Source organism: Streptomyces sp. NPDC048461, from assembly GCF_055587105.1.
Genome location: NZ_JBVJGW010000020.1, coordinates 81,877 through 97,992, shown reverse-complemented (window position 1 = coordinate 97,992; position 16,116 = coordinate 81,877). Strand labels below are relative to the sequence as shown.

The 16,116-nt window shown below is 72.8% G+C and carries 13 protein-coding genes and 1 pseudogene; 6 read left to right on the top strand and 8 right to left on the bottom strand.

The features are described 5' to 3' along the window. Positions 1-177: 177 nt before the first annotated feature. Complete coding sequence (locus ACZ6S8_RS28985) at positions 178-609, bottom strand: pyridoxamine 5'-phosphate oxidase family protein (protein ID WP_469460353.1); 432 nt, start codon at positions 607-609, stop codon at positions 178-180. Between the two features lie 70 nt (positions 610-679). Continuing rightward, entirely contained in the window at positions 680-1,741 is a 1,062-nt protein-coding gene (locus ACZ6S8_RS28980; RefSeq protein ID WP_469460352.1) for a hypothetical protein, read from the bottom strand. A 371-nt stretch (positions 1,742-2,112) separates the two neighbouring features. On the opposite strand from ACZ6S8_RS28980, the gene ACZ6S8_RS28975 reads away from it, so the two are divergent. From ACZ6S8_RS28975 to ACZ6S8_RS28960, 4 genes are all read left to right on the top strand, one after another. Next, positions 2,113-3,417 (top strand): extracellular solute-binding protein, encoded by a 1,305-nt coding sequence (locus ACZ6S8_RS28975; RefSeq protein WP_469460351.1) that lies wholly within the window; start codon positions 2,113-2,115, stop codon positions 3,415-3,417. A gap of 14 nt (positions 3,418-3,431) precedes the next feature. After that, positions 3,432-4,415: a carbohydrate ABC transporter permease gene (locus ACZ6S8_RS28970; RefSeq protein ID WP_469460350.1), complete on the top strand. Its 984-nt coding sequence runs from the start codon at positions 3,432-3,434 to the stop codon at positions 4,413-4,415. Between the two features lie 26 nt (positions 4,416-4,441). Continuing rightward, positions 4,442-5,335: a carbohydrate ABC transporter permease gene (locus tag ACZ6S8_RS28965; protein ID WP_469460391.1), complete on the top strand. Its 894-nt coding sequence runs from the start codon at positions 4,442-4,444 to the stop codon at positions 5,333-5,335. Between the two features lie 357 nt (positions 5,336-5,692). Beyond that, positions 5,693-6,265: a hypothetical protein gene (locus ACZ6S8_RS28960; RefSeq protein ID WP_469460390.1), complete on the top strand. Its 573-nt coding sequence runs from the start codon at positions 5,693-5,695 to the stop codon at positions 6,263-6,265. Between the two features lie 106 nt (positions 6,266-6,371). On the opposite strand, the pseudogene ACZ6S8_RS28955 reads toward ACZ6S8_RS28960, so the two are convergent. The 6 genes and pseudogenes from ACZ6S8_RS28955 to ACZ6S8_RS28930 all read right to left on the bottom strand — a co-directional run bounded on the left by ACZ6S8_RS28955 (position 6,372) and on the right by ACZ6S8_RS28930 (position 13,707). Then, positions 6,372-7,740 (bottom strand): annotated as a pseudogene (locus ACZ6S8_RS28955) (AI-2E family transporter). Positions 7,741-8,422: 682 nt separating this feature from the next. Further along, positions 8,423-8,761 carry a ribosomal protein L7/L12 gene (locus tag ACZ6S8_RS28950; RefSeq protein WP_469460349.1) on the bottom strand — a complete coding sequence of 113 codons (339 nt, stop codon included), beginning with the start codon at positions 8,759-8,761 and terminating at the stop codon, positions 8,423-8,425. A 108-nt stretch (positions 8,762-8,869) separates the two neighbouring features. Next, complete coding sequence (locus ACZ6S8_RS28945) at positions 8,870-9,988, bottom strand: glycosyltransferase (protein ID WP_469460348.1); 1,119 nt, start codon at positions 9,986-9,988, stop codon at positions 8,870-8,872. Positions 9,989-10,177: 189 nt separating this feature from the next. Then, entirely contained in the window at positions 10,178-10,372 is a 195-nt protein-coding gene (locus tag ACZ6S8_RS28940) for a DUF1049 domain-containing protein (RefSeq protein WP_469460347.1), read from the bottom strand. Between the two features lie 174 nt (positions 10,373-10,546). Further along, entirely contained in the window at positions 10,547-12,838 is a 2,292-nt protein-coding gene (locus ACZ6S8_RS28935; protein ID WP_469460346.1) for a protein kinase domain-containing protein, read from the bottom strand. A gap of 221 nt (positions 12,839-13,059) precedes the next feature. Continuing rightward, the gene (locus ACZ6S8_RS28930) at positions 13,060-13,707 is read right to left on the bottom strand and encodes a sortase domain-containing protein (protein ID WP_469460345.1); all 648 of its coding nucleotides are present in this window, start codon (positions 13,705-13,707) and stop codon (positions 13,060-13,062) included. Between the two features lie 761 nt (positions 13,708-14,468). Here ACZ6S8_RS28930 and ACZ6S8_RS28925 point away from each other — a divergent pair. After that, a complete protein-coding gene (locus ACZ6S8_RS28925; protein WP_469460344.1) occupies positions 14,469-15,317 on the top strand; it encodes an ABC transporter substrate-binding protein in 849 nt (282 codons plus the stop codon). After that, positions 15,314-16,114 (top strand): amino acid ABC transporter permease, encoded by an 801-nt coding sequence (locus tag ACZ6S8_RS28920; RefSeq protein ID WP_469460343.1) that lies wholly within the window; start codon positions 15,314-15,316, stop codon positions 16,112-16,114. Before ACZ6S8_RS28925 ends, ACZ6S8_RS28920 begins: the two co-directional genes overlap by 4 nt. Positions 16,115-16,116 lie beyond the last annotated feature (2 nt).

The following is a 16,116-nucleotide window of genomic DNA, read 5'->3' as shown; positions in this document are numbered from 1 at the left end:
GTCGAGTGCGGCCCGGGCGAAGACCGTCCGGTGGTCGCCGCCGCCCGTGGGCCGAGACGACGCCGTGCCCGGCGGCGGCCGGGGGGACGGCCTCCCGGTGCCGTCGGTCCGGGAGGCCGTCGGGGACGGCGTGGGCCGGGCGGGTCGACCCGGCGGGGCGGGGGAGCGGGGGAGGGGTCAGACCTTGCCGAGGTCCGAGCTCAGCCACCGCTCCGGGCGCATGTGGAACACGATCTGCTCGCCGTGGTCCTTCCAGGCGAAGTCGACGTAGGCGTCCACCTTCTCCGCCGGCAGGTACCGCGAGGAGATCTCCACCAGCTGTTCGCGCACCGCCGGCTCGGTCGACACCACCGAGCCCTCGACCGACACGTAGCGGATCGTCGGCTCCAGACGGTCGACCATCAGGCTGAACCGGCCTGCCGCCCGAATCAGTTCGGCCTTGCGTGAGTCCCGGCCGGTCATGATCCAGACGTCGCCGCCGGGAGCGTACTGGTACCAGATGGGGACCGTCAGCGGTGCGCGGTCACCGTCCGGGCCCGCGCTCACGGCGAGCGCGGCCACATGGGGCTCGGCGAGGAAGAGCTCACGGTCGGTTCGGGACAGGGCCACGGCATGCTCCTTCGACGGGGAGAAACCTACGCAGGGACAACGACGCCCCACCCCGCGGCTGTTCCCGGTGTCACCCGCGCGGACCAGCCGGACCCGCCGTCGCCTTGTCGTCCGCGGTGACGTTGCCCGCCACCGGGACGGCCGCCGGTTCGCCCGCCGAGGGGCGCGGCGCGGTGTACATGACCGAGCCCTGCTTGTTCTCCTTGTCGACGACACCCTTCTTCGCGAGGGTCTCCAGGGTGTTGCGCACCACCTGGGTGGAGGCGGGGCGGCCGGGGTGGGCCTCGGACAACGCCGTGGCGACCTCGCTGACCATGCGCGGTTCCGCGGCGCCGACCAGCAGGGCCAGCACGAGCTCGCGCAGCGGGGCCTCGGTGGTGGCCGCCGGCGCCGGGGCGACCTTCTTCGCCGAAGCGGCCGTCGCCGTACCGGTCTTCGCGGTGCCGGCCTTCGCCGTACCGGTCTTCGCGGTGTCCGCCGTGGCGGGGGCGGCCGTGGCGGTGGTGCTCTTCGCGCCGCCGGCCTTGACGGAGGCGGGCTTCGCCGCGCCGCCCTTCGCGGCGGCCTTCGTGGAGGCGGGGGTGGCCTTGGCGGTGACGGCCTTGGCGGTGGTGGCCTTCGCCGCACCCGCCGTCGCACCGGGCTTCGTCGCGGGGGTGGTGGCCTTCGCCGCTGCCGACTTGCGCGCCGCGGTCCTGGCCGGTGTGCCCGAGGCGCCGGTCGCCGTCGAGGCGGCCTTGGCGGGACGGGCCGCCTTCTTGGCGGCGGCCGCTCCGCCGGTGGCCTTCCTGGCCCGCCGGGGCCGGGGCACGCTCTCCGCCGCCGGGGTTCCGGCGGCGGTCGCCGACAGGGCGGCCGTGACGATCGCCGGCGTGCGTACGGGCTGCGCGGGCACCTGGCCGTCACCTGCTCCGGCCGCGGCGGCGGCCGCCGCTCCGTCCGAGGCCGGGGGGAGCACGCCCTGCATGCCGCAGAGCCAGCTCTCGTCTGCCTTCAACTGCCGCAATCGGGCGTCGAGTTCGGCGATCTGGACGGCGGCGGCCTCCTGTTCCCGGCGGTTGGTCTCCAGATCGACGGCGAACCGCTGCGCGTACAGGGTACGGATGGGCGTGGTCTCCGGCTCGTTGGCCATGGCGGCTCACTCTCCTCATACCTCACAGTGTTGCTGCGGGATGCTACTCGCCCCCGAGCGACCGCAGTTGTCTCCCGGCAAGATCCGCCACCCTGTTCTGGCGTTCGGAAACCCGAGGTCCCGGGCGCGCCGCGCACTCCGGCGAGGGGCGTGACCCCGCCCCGTCGGCCGCCCTTCGGGCGGTTCCGCGGGTGCTCCGCGGGGCCGGACCGGCGCCCGGTGCGTTGCGCGGGGCGCTTCGTCCGGTCACAGAGTGGTTGAGACCACTTGTCCCCGTGTTTAAGTCGTTCTAGCCTCCTCCCAGTTGTGCAGTACGGAACAGGCGTTGCGCACAATGCAACGCACTCGCACTCGTCTCCTGGGGATCGCCAATGAAGCTCCGCTCCCGCATAGCCGTACCCGTCGTCGCGTTCGTCCTCGCCGGCCTCACCGCCACCGCCTGTGCACCCCAGACCGCCGTCAACGACGCCTCGAAGGACGAGAAGTCCGGCACCCTGCGCGTCTGGCTGTTCCAAGAGGTCAACAACGACCCCAAGAAGAAGGTCGTGGACCAGGCGATCGCCGCGTTCACACAGCAGCACGCGGGCACCGGGGTCGAGGTGGAGTACATCCCGGTCGAGTCCCGGGCCCAGCGCATCAAGGCCGCCTTCAACGACCCGAAGAGCGCCCCCGACCTGATCGAGTACGGCAACACCGACACCGCCGGATACGTCAAGGACGGCGGGCTCGCCGACATCAGCAAGGAGTTCGGCGCCTGGGCGGAGGCCAAGGACACCGACCCCACCGCCACCAGGTCGGTCACCGTCGGCGGGAAGGTGTACGGCGCCCCGTTCTTCGTCGGGGTGCGCGCCCTCTACTACCGCACCGACGTCTTCACGGAGCTCGGACTCCAGCCCCCGAAGACCCAGGACGAGCTGGTGTCCACGGCCAGGAAGGTCCGCCAGGCCAAGCCCGAGCTGTACGGCATCGCCGTCGGCGGCGCGTACACCTACGGTGCGATGCCCTTCATCTGGGCCAACGGCGGCGAGCTCGCCGAGGAGAGCGGCGGCACCTACACCTCCGCGATCGACAGCGCCGCCGCGCGCAAGGGCATCGAGACGTACACCTCGCTCTTCGGGGACGACAACTGTCCGGCCGCCAAGTGCGCCGCGATGGGCGGCAACGCGACCGTCACCGCCTTCGCCTCGGGCACCGCGGCCATGGCCATCGGCGGCGACTTCAGCCACCAGGCCGTCGAGGCGGGCGCGGTGAAGGGCAAGTACGCCGTCGTCCCGCTGCCCGGGGTCAAGGAGGGGGACATCGCCCCGGCCTTCGCGGGCGGCAACAACATCGGCGTCCTGAAGAGCAGCACCCACCGCACCCTCGCCGTCGACCTCATGAAGCGGTTCGCGGGCAAGGACGCCCAGCGGGGGCTCTTCGACGCGATGGGCTTCCTCCCGACCTACACCGACGTCCGTGCCGAGGTCGCGAAGAAGGACCCGTTCGTCGAGCCGTTCGTCCGGACCCTCGCGGCGGGCACCAGGTTCGTGCCGGCCTCCGCGGGCTGGGGCCAGATCGACGCCTCGACCGTCCTGCCGACGATGTTCCAGGAGATCGTCAGCGGCAAGAAGGACGTGGCCGCCGCCTCCGGCGACGCGGCCAAGAAGATGGACGCGGCCTTCTCCGACGCCGGCTGACCGGGCCCGCCGACATGACGCACGAAGCGACGGCCGCCCCGCCGGAGGCGGCCCCCGAGAAGACCGGCCCGTTCCCCGCACCGCCCCCCGCCACTCGGTCCCGGCCGGCTGCCGGAGGACGCCACGGCAGCCGCTGGACACCCTGGCTCTACCTGGCACCCGCACTCCTCGTACTCGCCGCGCTGCTGGCCTACCCGATCTACCAGCTCGGCCTCATCTCCTTCCTCGAATACACCCAGGCCCAGGTCAGCGGCGGTGAACCCACCACCTTCAAGGGCCTCGGCAACTACCGGACCCTCTTCGCCGACAGCCAGTTCTGGCAGGTCCTGCTGGCCACCGTCGTCTTCGCCGCCGCCTGTGTGGTCACCACGCTCGGCGTCGGCTGCGCGCTCGCCGTCCTGCTCACCCGCATCCGGGCGCTCCCCAGGCTCGCCCTGATGCTGGCCGCGCTCGGCGCGTGGGCTACGCCCGCCGTCACCGGCTCCACCGTCTGGGTCTTCCTCTTCGACCCCGACCACGGCCCGGTCAACCGGCTGCTCGGCCTCGGAGACTTCTCCTGGACGTACGGGCGCTACAGCGCCTTCGCCCTCGTCCTCTTCGAAGTCGTCTGGTGCTCGTTCCCGTTCGTGATGGTGACCGTGTACGCGGGCATCAAGGCGATCCCCTCCGAAGTGCTGGAGGCCGCCTCGCTGGACGGTGCCTCCCAGTGGCGGACCTGGCGCTCCGTCATCGCGCCGATGCTCCGGCCCATCCTGATCGTCGTCACCATCCAGTCGATCATCTGGGACTTCAAGGTCTTCACCCAGATCTACGTGATGACCGCCGGCGGAGGCATCGCCGGACAGAACCTCGTCCTCAACGTGTACGCGTACCAGAAGGCCTTCGCGTCCTCGCAGTACGGCCTGGGCTCGGCGATCGGCATCGTCATGCTCCTCATCCTGCTGACCGTCACCCTCGTCTATCTGCGCCTCATGCGACGTCAGGGAGAAGAACTGTGAGCCGCACCGGCACGCTCCCCACCGCCATGCCTCCCACACCCCCCGGTGCCGCGCGGCCGGCCCGGGCCGCCGCGGCCCGGACGGGAAGGGCGCGCGTGCGCCGCCCGTGGCGGCTGGCCGCCGAGGCGTCCGCGCTCGTCGTCGCGGTGGTCGTGGCGTTCCCGCTGTACTGGATGGTGCTCTCCGCCTTCAAACCGGCCGGTGAGATCCAGTCGACCGAGGCGCGCCCGTGGACGCTGTCCCCGTCGCTCGACTCGTTCCGCCGGGTGTTCGAGCAGCAGGAATTCGGGCGCTACTTCCTCAACAGCCTCTTCGTCGCGGGAACCGTGGTCCTCGCCTCCGCGCTGATCGCGTTCCTCGCGGCGACGGCGGTCAGCCGCTTCCGCTTCCGGTTCCGCACGACGCTGCTCATCATGTTCCTCGTCGCGCAGATGGTGCCGATCGAAGCCCTGACCATCCCGCTGTTCTTCCTGATGAGGGACACGGGCCAGCTCAACACGCTCTGGTCGCTCGTCCTGCCCCACATCGCGTTCTCGCTGCCGTTCGCGATCTGGATGCTCCGCGGGTTCGTCAAGGCGGTGCCCGAGGCACTGGAGGAGGCCGCGTACATCGACGGCGCGAGCCGCACGCGCTTCCTGTGGCAGATCCTCTTCCCCCTGGTCTTCCCGGGGCTCGTGGCGACGAGCGTCTTCTCCTTCATCTCCACGTGGAACGACTTCCTCTTCGCGAAGTCGTTCATCATCAGCGACACCTCGCAGTCGACCCTCCCGATGGCCCTGCTGGTGTTCTTCAAACCGGACGAGAACGACTGGGGCGGCATCATGGCCGGGTCCACCGTCATGACGCTGCCGGTGCTGGTCTTCTTCGTGCTCGTCCAACGCCGCCTGGTGTCCGGCCTCGGCGGAGCGGTGAAGGACTGAGCCGGGGCGCCGGCCGGCGCGCCCCCGGGCGCCCGGTCCGCGCCGTCGCACACACCGGACCCGGGCGGGGCAGTGCACCCGTCCGGGCCGCAGCCGGTCACCGTCGCGGGGCGCTGCGCCCTCCGTGCCTCCCCGCGCCCCGGTGGGCCGCCGTTGACAGGTGCCCGGCCACGTGCGAAAAAGACGAGTAGGCCGTGTTCGGCCACATGTCCCCTCCTCGACGCGGCGTACTGCGCCTCGCGGCCCGGCCGCCGGCGCGTGCCCGTACCGGACCGAGCCCGCGTGACGCACCACCACGCTCCCCGTCGAACGGCTGGCACGCCAGCGCATACGTGATCGGACGGCCCTCCCTTGACCATGATTCCCGGATCCCGTGTCTCGGGGCGGACCTGGAAGGTCCGCCTGACCGGCCACGGAGACCACACCGTCTCCGTCTCCTGCAGCGTCGAGGCGTGCCGCATGCCGCCCCGCTCGAAGGACGTCGCGGCCATGCGGCGTTTCGCCGCCGAGCACGTCCGCGCCCACGCCCGCCTCGCAACGGTCCGGCCCAACGCCGCGTGTGCCTGCCGGGCCGCCGAGTGCGCGTTCCACGAGCACACCCGGACGGCCTGTTCCGGCGCCCCGCTGCTGCTCCTCGTCCACAACCCCGCCGTCGGCCAGGTGTGGACCCTGGCGGAGATCTGCCAGGCGTGCGCTCCGCTGATCTCGCACACCACGGTCCTCGGCCGCTCCGGGCGTCCGGCCGTCGGCCGGGCCGCGCCCGACGGGGCGGCGGCTCCGGCTCCGGACCGGGGCACCGCCGAAGCACCGGCCGGGTCCGTTCCGGCGCGGGTGGCGGTGCCCGGCGGGTTCTCGTCCCCGGAAGCGGCGCCCGAGGCCGTCGCCCGCCGGCGTCCCCACCAGGGGAACCAGCGCCGCCGCACCCGCTGAGCGGTGACCGCCGGGCACGGAGCGGCGGACCGCCGGGCGGCTACGGCAGCGGTTTCGACCGTGGCAGAGGCAGAGGCAGAGGCAGCGGCAGCGGCTGTGACGTCGGCTATTGCTGGGCGCCGTCGCCGCTCTGCCGGGGGACGGCGGTGTCCTGGTGCCCGGCGCCGTGACCGTCTCCGCCGGGGGCATCCGTTCCGACCGGGCCCTCGTCCGCGGCGGTGGGACCGGTGGTGTCCGGCGTAGCGGTTCCCGAGGCGCCGCGCGCCCGCAGGTACACGACCACGGTGTTGGCGACGGCGACGAGCGGCACCGCCACGACGGCTCCGCCGATCCCCGCGACGGTGCCGCCGGTGGCGACGGCGAGGACGACGGCCAGGGGATGGACCCGTACCGCCCGCCCGAGGATGAACGGCTGGAGGACGTGGCCCTCGATCTGCTGCACCACGAGGACGATGACCAACGCCATGAGCGCGGTGAAGACGCCCTGGGTGACGAGGGCGACGACGACCGCCAGCGCCCCCGAGGCGACCGCGCCGACCAGCGGGATGAAGGAGGCCAGGAAGATCAGGACGGCGATGGGAACGGCGAGCGGCACGTCGAGGATGTAGATGCCGACGCCGATGAACACGGCGTCGATCAGGGCGACGATGACGGTTCCGCGGACGTACGCGGTGAGCGTCCGCCAGGCGCGCGGCCCGGCTCCCGCCAGACCCGGACGGGCCGAGGACGGGACCAGCTTGAGGGTCCACTCCCAGATGCGCGTGCCGTCGTACAGCAGGAACAGGGTGCAGAACATCGCCAGCAGCAGCCCGGTCAGCCCTTCGACCAGGACGGTCACGCCCTGCAGGCCGGTGGAGGTGATCTCGCTCGTACTCGTGCCGATGCTGTCGCTCAGCCGGTCGGCGATGTCGTTGATCTGGCCTTCCGTGACGTGCAGCGGGCTGTTGAACGAGCCATTGCTTGAGCTCCCCGATGCCCTCCTGGACCCGCCCGGAGAGGGTGCCGAGGTTATCGAGGACCTGCCAGACGACGAACCATCCGACGAGTCCGAGCACGACGAACCCGAACACGGCGGTGAGTGCGGTGGCCAGTCCGCGCGGGACGCCGCGCCGCTGGAGCCGCGCGACGGTCGGCTGGAGCAGCGCGGTGATCAGGAGGGACACGGCGAAGGCGAGCACGACCAGCCGCACCGCGCCGATGACCCGCATCAGCACCCATACGGTGGCGGCCAGTACCAGCAGGCGCCAGCCGGCCTCCGCCGCCACGCGCACGCCCCACGGGACCGCGGTGGCGGCGTCCCGGGCGGCTATCCGGTCCGAACGCCGCTCCTCCAGATGAAGGGCGTCGTCCCACGCCTCGACGTACTCCGCTTCCTGACGGGCCTGGAGCTGGGCGCGGCGCTCGTTGAGGCCCGCGACCCCCGCCTTGGCCCGGCCGAACCATCCGCTCGGGCCGAGCGATCGAGGTGGATTCACCACGGATTCCTTCTTTTCTCGTATGCGTTGCGGAACTGCATGCCGGACACCGGGACCGGGTCTCGCGTCCCGGTACGACGGTGGGCGCCCGACGGGGTGCGGCGGTCCGGTGACGACCCGGGCGCCGCCCGGTCAGCTCCGTCGCCGGAGCATCACCTTCCGCCGCTCCGGGCGAACTCACGGAACAGGACGGCCAGAGCAACAGCCATGACCAGCAGATGCACCCATGCCTGGTTCACCGCAACCTCCTCGCTGTGGCGGGCTCTGCGCCACACCCGTATCCGTCTCGCTCCGCACGTGCGCAGGGACACCCGTCCGTACCGGCGGAGCGGTCCGCCGGTCGACCGGCCGCCGGAACGGCGATCCCCCGACCGACTCGGCGCTGTGCAGCCCGCGTGCCCCCGATCCGCGTCCTTACGCGCGGCTCACGCGAAGCCGCGTACGAATCCGGCGGCGGCGCCGGAAGCGGCGACGTCCATGCCGCGGGTACGCGGACGCTGCCCGGTGAGCCGGCCGAAGCACGGGAATCCCCGGGCCGGGAGGTCTGGGCTGCCCCGGACGAACCACGCCGGGTGTCACCGCGTCCTGCAGACGCCCGTCCGGCCCGGTGCTGGAGCAGGCCGTCGACGACCGCGATCGCATCCGCAGGGGCAACCGGTCGCCGGCAGTGCTTCGGCCACCTCTACGAGCGCGCCCAACAGATCTCGGGGAACCAGGGTTCCGTGCACCGCGCCGGGTTGACGGGGAACGCTCCCCGTCTGATGGCGCGACCGCAGCAGTCGCAGAGCAGTGTCGTCCGGGCGCCCGCATCCTCGACGGCGCGAGCCGCCTGGTCGGCGGCTTCGAGCCAGGTGGCTGCCAAGATCTCCACCGGTGCGTCGGCGAGCAGGAGCCTGCTGTTCCAGAGGCTGAGCCCGGTGACCTTCCGGATCGCACGGACCGCCTCCACCTTCCGGTCTCCCGCTTCTGTCAGCAGTACACGGAACCCCGGCTCTTCCACAGACCCTCCCCGACCGACCATGATCCTGTGCGGTCAATGATCCGCCACCGCAGGTGGTGAATGCCGTGTGCGCGTGGGCGGCAGCCCCCGCGCGCCAGCGCCGGACCGAGGCAGGGACCCCGCCGCGCGTTACGCGAGGGACTCGAAGGAGGCGACGAGGTCGGTGGGGGAGGGAAGGGCTTCGATGTCCGCCCGGACGGCGGCGGCCGCCTTCCGGAGGTTCTCGTCGGCGAGGAGGCGGCCGAGCAGCGGGGCGTCCACGCCGTCGCCGCTCGCACGGAGGGCGAAGCCCAGAGCCGTCGCGGCGTCGACGTTGAGGAAGTGGTCGGCGCCCTGCGGGAGGATCAGCTGGGGGACGCCCCGGGCGGCAGCCGTGAGCATGGTGCCGGCGCCGCCGTGGTGCACGATCGCATCGGCGGTGTCCAGCAGCTGGGCCAGCGGCACCCAGGGCAGGGCGCGCACATTGGCGGGAAGCGCACCCAGCGCACTCAGGTCGGTGTCACCGACGGCGAGCAGGAAGTCGGCGTCGACGGAGGCGGCCTCGGCGATCAGACGGGTCACCGGGTCGACGCCCGCGAACGCGGTCACCACCGTCCCGAGGGTGACCGCGATACGGGGCCTGGCGCCCCTGGCCAGGAGATCGCCGGGCACGGTGCCGCCCCCGTTGTACGGCACGTAGCGGACCCGCCAGCCGGTGCCGTCCCCGCCGAGGGAGTCGGGTACGACGTCGAGGACGGTGTGGGTGGCCGGACCCTCGACCCCGCGGGACCGGTACTCGTCCGCCAGGAGGCCGGCGAGCGCGCCGACCATGCCGGAGCCGGGCATCACACCGAAGTTGTGCACCACGGCGGGTATGCCGAGGGCCGCCGAGACCAGGGGGGCGGCGGCCTGGAAGGCGGCGTGGACGATCAGGTCCGGCCGCCACGCGGCGGCGACGCGGAGCAGGTCGTCGATGGTGACCCGGCCGTGTTCCGCGAAACCGGCCGCGGCGAGACGCTGGGTGTCCTCCAGGCTGCCGCCGTCCGTGACGAACTGCGGAGCGGCGCCGTTCGAAACGCGGCCGAAGGCGTCCGTCAGCGTCGATCCGTCGCCGATACCGACGACGGGCAGGCCGGTCTGCCGCAGCTGGTCGAGCGGGGCCGAACCGGCGAACAGCACCTGGTGCCCGGCGGCCTGCAGCGCCTGGGCGGTCGGCACCATCGGGAACAGGTGGCCCGCGGCGGCGGGACCGGTGAACAGGATGCGCACGCGTTACTCCCTGGTGGAGCGCCTGGGTTGCTCTGACAGGTCGTCGAACCTACCTGCCGTTGGATCAATGTCCGGCGGGGTGGACGAGTTTCGGCCGCCCCCGCCGGGGCGCTCCTTGCCGCCGCCCGGACACCGACGATCGCCGTCGTCGTCTCCCGCCCCGGCCGGGCGGTGGCGTCCGCGGGCGGGTCACTGCCGTGCGCGGCGCCGTGCGATGAACAGACCGAGGGCGATGCCCACCAGGAGCGTGACGGTGAGGACGCCCCACAGCGGGATCGTGACCGTGGGGATCCACAGCCTGATGGTGACGGAGCCCGTGTTGGCGGCGATGAACCAGATGGTGAGGGCCGCGAGGACGAGGAAGCCGATGGTGCGCAACCGCATGTCACGGCCCTTGACGGTCAGCGTCGACGGTCGATGTGACGTAGAGGCCTTATGTGTCATATGGCCCAGTATCGTCCCCCTCGGATGAATGATCGACCGCACGGCCGACGGGCCCCGGCGCCGGCGTGGCGCAGGGCGCACGGATCGTGCGCCCTGCGCCGGTGCCCGCCGGACTCAGCGCCAGGACGGGTGGGCCTCGGAGGCGCCGCCGCCGGTGACGGCGCGCTCTCCGGTCTTGTCCGTGCGGACGGCCCAGACCACCGGCTTCTCGTACGGGCCGCGGACGAAGGCGACCCAGTTCCCGTCGACCGACCAGGCCGGGTCCATTTCGTGCTCACCGGTGGCCACCAGGTCGCGGTCGTCGGCGCCGTCGGTGCCCACGAGGCGGATGTCGCCCTGGGTGCCCTTGCCGGAGGTGCCCGCGGTGTACGCGAAGGTGCCGCCGTCCGGAGACCACACGGGGTCGAGCGCCGGGTGGGGGAGCCGGGTCAGCTGCTGGGGGGCGCGGCCCGGTGCGGTCGGGTCGACCAGGTGGATCTGCCAGTTCTCGGGGCCGGCCTCCAGGCAGACGGCGATCTGCCGGCCGTCCGGTGACCAGGCGGGGTCCTCGACCGGTCCGGTGCCCGTGGTGAGCTGCTGGGCGGATCCGTCGGCGACGTTCACCGCGAACAGCTGCTGTACACCGTCCTTCTTGCGCAGCACGGCGAGACGGGTGCCGTCGGGCGACCAGGAGACCCGGCCTCCGGCGATGGCGGCCACCCGCCGCGCGTTCGAGCCGTCGGCGTTCGCCGTCCAGACGGCGGTGCCCTCGGACGTGGTGCGGGTGAAGGCGAACGACGCGCGGTCGGGGGACCACTGAGGCAGGACGTCGCAGGCGTCCCCGGGGATCAGTCGGCGGGGGGCGTCGCTCCCCGCGTCGCGGCGGGCGATCGCGCCGTGGCACGTCGCGGGCCAGCCGGGGGCGGTGTCCAGCCGGATCAGCAGGGGGTCGGTGGGGAAGGGGGCCGGGGTCGGCGCGGTGGCGCTGCCGCTGGGGGTGACGGCGCCCGGCTTGGCACCGTCGTCGGAGGACCCGTTCCAGGGCTGCCACACGAACAGGCCACCGGTCGCGAGAGCGGCCACGAGCGCCGCCGCGACCACCGCGCGGCGGCCGCGCCGCTGCGGGGTCCCGTTCCGGGGGTGCGCGCTGTCGGGCTCGCCCGGCACGGTGACGGCCTGCCACCGACCCGCGGTACCGGGGTCGTGTCCCGGGCCGCCGGCGGAATCGTTCGCGGAACCGTTCGCGGGGACGGGCACGGGTACGGGTGCCGGCACCGGGGTCGGCGCGTCGGCCGCGGTTCCGGGTGCGGCGGGCTGCGGGGAGGCCGCTACGGCGGGCCGGGTCCCGGAAGCGGCGTCCGCCGCCGGAGCGGCCAGGGCCGCCGCAGTCCGCGGAGGTTCCGTACGGGGGCCGGCAGCCGTCGTCGCGGCGGCACGGGGGTCCGGAGCGGCCGTTTCAGCGGCCTCCGGGAGTGTCGGGGCGAGCTCCGGGTCCGGGATCACCCGCGCCGCGCCCGGGGAGTCCGCCGCATCCGGCGCCTCGGTCGCGTCCGGCTGCTTCGTCGGGTCGTACCGGGGCAGCAGCTGCGTCGCCGCGTCCGGCAGCCAGCAGTCACCGGCCGGGTGGCGGACCGTCAGGCGGCCGAGGAACGCCGTAGGGGTGGGCCGGTCCGCGGCGTCCTTGGACAGGCAGGCGGCGACGGCCTCGCGGAGTTCGTCGGGGACGGCGGCCAGATCCGGCTCCTCGTGCACGACCTTGTAGTGCCGCGCTGCCGACGGACCGTCTCCGAAGGGGGAGGCGCCCGCGGCCTGGGCGAGCACCACGCCCAGGGCGAACATGTCCACCGCGGGGGTGACGACGCCACTGGTGAGCTGTTCCGGGGCCAGGAACCCCGGCGTGCCGATCTGCAGCCCGGTCTGGGTCAGCGCCGTCCCGTCCAGAGCGCGCGCGATGCCGAAGTCGATGACGCGCGGCCCGTCCTCGGCGACGATGATGTTCGCGGGCTTGAGGTCGCGGTGGATGACCCCGGCCCGGTGGATCGTCTCCAGCGCCTCGGCGAGACCGGCCGCCAGGACCGTGAGCGTGTCCACGGGGAGCGCTCCGACGCGAGCGAGGACCGCCTGCAGGGTGGGGCCGGGTACGAAGGCCGTGACCAGCCAGGCCGGGTCCCCCTCCGGATCGGCGTCGACGACCGGCGCCGTGTGGAATCCGCCGACCCGGCGCGCGGCCGCGACCTCGGCGGCGAACCTCCGTTTGAAGCCGGGCTCCGTGCTCAGCTCGGGGCGTACGACCTTGATGGCCACGGCACGGCCCGACGGGGACCGGCCCAGGTAGACCACGCCCATGCCCCCCTGCCCGAGCCGTCCCACCAGCCGATAGCGGCCGTCGCCGACCGCGATGGGATCGCCCGTTTCGAGCGGCTTCATGTTTCCCCCGTTTCGAACCCTGTGCCGTGACAGCATCTCCCTACCTGCCGCGCCGCGCACCAGTCAAGCGGAGTCCGGCCGCCCCGGAGGCGCGCCGGTGGGCGTGCGCACGCGGCGGCCGTGCGCCCCGGGGCTCCGCACCGGGTCGAGCGGGCGCCGGAACCCGCGCCGGAACCCGCTCCGCTTCACCCCATCAGGCCACTGCCCGGCCCGCGTTGGCGTCAGGGCTTGGTGCCGGTGAGTACGCCGATCTTGTCGAGACGGTGTTCGGGATTGTTCTGCGCGTCCCGCCAGAAGTTGCCCGCCGCGTCGTCCTCGGGCGTGAGACAGGTGGTCACCGTGATCATGGCCCGGGTCGGGGCCGCACCGGGGGAGCCGGGGACCGCGGCGCGCTGTGCGGCCATGGAGGCCGGCGAGCGGAAGGACGTGGTCCGGGTCGAGGTGATCGTGTACTGGTACGTCACGCCTCCGGCCGTCACGAACACGGAAGCGCCCGTCGGCAGCGACGGCAGGGCCCGCAGTGGTCCGCCCGCCGCGACACGGTGCCCGGTGACGATGTAGTTGCCCACGTCGCCGGGACCGGCACCGCCGGCGGGACCGTGCGGGCTGGCCGCGGCCCCCTGGTCCTGGATCCGGGTGCCCGGGGCGTCATCGGGGCTGCCCGGGTACGGGATCACGGGCAGCCCCGACACGCCGATGGCGGGGATCGACAGCGTGGCGGTCTGTACGCGGGCGACGGCCCGGGTCGGTGCCGCGGCGGGGTCGGACGCGAACGCGGGCGCGCTCGGAGCCGCCATCAGGACGGCGAGCGCGGCGCCGGCGAGCGCCGCCGGCACGGTACGGGAGGCGAGGAACGGCAACTGGCGCATGGCAGGGTCCGTAGGTCGGCCGGGCCGCACGGGGTCGTTCAGGCCCGGTTGGCCCTTCCAGCGTCCCACGCGCCGACGGTTGCGGCAGCCGGTGCGCCGCGGTGCCCCGGCTCGCCGCCCCGCCCCCGGAGCCGCTCCCCACCTCAAGGAGGGTGCCGGGGGCGCCGAGGACGCAGAACGGCAGGATCGAGACGACGAAGCCCGACCCGGCCCGTACGCAGAGCGCGACCGCTGCCCCCGGTATCCGCATCCCCACAGCCGAACCGGGGAGCGCCGTAACGATGCCGACCACCACCATGCCGCCCGCCCGTGCCGCTCTGGAGGACCGGCCGCTCCGCCACGCCGCCCCCCCCGGCCGACGGGCGGCACCAGCGGAGCGAGCCGACCACCCACGACACCTTGATCAGGCAGTACGCGGTCAGCGCCGCCGCCGCCGCGGCGTAAGCCGCCACCCGGCCGAAGCCGTCCCACCGGTCCATGTGAACTCCCCCTCCAGCAGCAGGAATCCCATGCTCCAACGCCACGGTCCCCGGACACCTCCCCCACCGGAGGGACCGCTCTCCCCCGCCCGGGGGAGAGCGCCGGGGCAGGTGGCGACGGAGGGCACGGCCACGGGTGCCGCGGATCATGGCCGGATGTGTGTGCCCCTCCCCGGAACGCATCACGAATGATCCCTCGCCACACGCCACCCGTGGCTTACGATCTCGGCGGACGGTCTCGTCCCGGGACCGCCGCACGCCCCGCACTCGTGGAGGTCAACCGTGTTCCGGACGGCCAGAGGAAACCGCAGTCGCCGCAGCACCTTCCGGATCCGCACCGCGGCCGGCGCCGTGACCGCGGGCGTGTTCCTCGTCGCGGGCTGTTCCTCGGGCGGCGAAGGTGCCGGCGAGGCCGCGGGAGGGGTACCCGTGGTCGAGAAGGGCCGCCTGACCACCTGCACCCACCTGCCCTACCCGCCGTTCCAGTTCGAGCAGGACGGCAAGGTCGTCGGCTTCGACGTGGCGCTCGTCGACCTCGTCGCGAGCCGGCTCAAGGTCGAGCAGAAGATCCTCGACACGCCCTTCGAGAACTTCAAGACCGGCGCCTTCCTCAACTCCGGGGAGTGCGACCTCGCCGCGGCCGGCATGACGATCACCGACGAGCGCAAGAAGAACGTCGACTTCTCCGTCCCCTACTTCGACGCGACGCAGGCGCTGCTCGCCACCAAGAAGAGCGGGATCACCTCCCTCGCCGACGTCAAGGCCAAGTCGAAGAAGCTCGGCGCCCAGGCCGAGACCACCGGCGAGAGCTACGCCACGTCCCAGGGCTTCGACCCGGTCGCCTTCGAGAGCTCGGACGCGGTGCTCAACGGACTGCGAACCGGCCAGGTCGACGCCGTCGTCATCGACTACCCCGTCGTCCAGGGCTGGCTCAAGGACCCCAAGAACGCCGCCGAGTTCGCGCTCGGTCAGAACATCGAGACCGGTGAGCAGTACGGCTTCTCGGTGAAGAAGGGCAACAGCGCCCTCGTGGCCGCGATCGACAAGGCGATCACGGACGCCAAGGCCGACGGCACCTACAAGAAGCTGTACGAGCAGTGGATCGGGCCGCTGCCCCAGGCCACGCCGTGACGTCTCGCCTGACCCGGCGGCAGCGGCGCCGGATCTCGCAGGGCATCCAGTACGCCGTCTTCGTCGCCGTGCTGGTCCTGATCGGCGTCCTCGCCGACTGGGACCGGCTCCAGAACCAGTTCGCGCAGAAGGACCTGGCGCTCCGCCTCTTCCCGGAGATCATCACCATCGCGCTGCGCAACACGGTGATCTACACGACGTCCGGGTTCCTGCTCGGGCTGGTGCTCGGTCTGATCATCGCGATGATGCGGCTGTCCTCGGTGGCCCCGTACCGCTGGGTCGCCGGCGTGTACATCGAACTCTTCCGGGGCCTCCCCGCCCTGCTGATCTTCATCTTCGTGGGCGTGGCGGTTCCGCTGGCGTTCCCCGGCACCGAGATCCCCGGCGGTACGTACGGCAAGGTGGCGCTCGGCCTCGGCCTGGTGGCCGCGGCGTACATGGCGGAAACGATCCGGGCGGGCATCCAGGCGGTTCCCAAGGGGCAGATGGAGGCGGCCCGTTCGCTGGGCTTCTCGCACGCCCGCGCCATGGTGTCGGTGATCATCCCGCAGGCCTTCCGCATCGTCATCCCGCCGCTGACGAACGAACTGGTGCTGCTGTTCAAGGACTCCTCCCTGGTGCTGTTCCTGGGGGTGACCCTGCAGGAGCGGGAACTGACCAAGTTCGGACGGGACCTCGCCAGCCAGACCGCCAACTCCACCCCGATCCTCGTCGCGGGCCTCTGCTACCTCCTGGTGACCGTGCCGCTGAGCTTCGTGGTGCGCCGCCTCGAGGCCCGCGCGGACAAGGCCGCGTGAGG